The organism is Streptomyces vulcanius (assembly GCF_042653945.1).
GTDB lineage: Bacteria > Actinomycetota > Actinomycetes > Streptomycetales > Streptomycetaceae > Streptomyces > Streptomyces mangrovi.
The window spans coordinates 1-664 of sequence record NZ_JBHSFK010000136.1 but is presented as its reverse complement, the minus strand read 5'-3'; the positions used below and the strand labels follow the sequence as shown (position 1 = coordinate 664).

Below are 664 nucleotides of genomic sequence, written 5' to 3'. Positions count from 1 at the left end.
GGCTCCGGCCGCACCCCCGCGACGGCCACCCCGGCCACGGTCCGCCACCGCGACCACGCCTCCACAGGCGCCTCCACGACCCCGCCGCTCGACCCGGCTCCGGCACTCCCCACGAAGACCCCGACCGCCACTCCGGCGACCACCGGCACCACCCCCGCCGCCCAGTTCCACCACGTCCCCGCCCCCGCGTCCGGCACCGCCGCCAGCAGCGGAAACGGCGGCAGCAGCGGCGCCGGATCGGACACCAGCGGCGTCACCGCGTGTCCCGCCCCCAGCACGTACCCGGGCCCGAGCGCGTACGCCGCCCCCCACACCGCCGCGTTCGGCACCAGCACCACGCACAGCAGCAGTACCGCGAACCGCCCCGACCACCCCTCCGTCAGCTGCAGAAACGCCCCGCGTGCCGCCCCCGCGTGCCACACCGACGAGGCCGCCACCAGCAGTGCCCCGCCCCCGACGAGCACCGCGACCCCGGCCCCCGCCGCCCGCGCGGCAGCCCCGGCCCACTCCCCTTCCCGCCCCTCCCCACCGAGTACGGCCTTCCGCAGCCACCCCGGCATGACCCGCTCGAACGGCTCATGGGGCCGCCCGTACGCCAGCGGCACCCCCACCCCCGCCGCCAGCACGGCCACCGCCCGCACACCCACACCGGTCCACACCCACG

General features: G+C 78.8%; 1 protein-coding gene. It reads right to left on the bottom strand.

The genetic code is table 11. From position 1 onward, the window contains the following. Nucleotides 1–664 (bottom strand): cell division protein PerM (locus ACFPIH_RS56365; protein WP_385879464.1); only part of this gene is annotated, 664 nt, incomplete at both ends.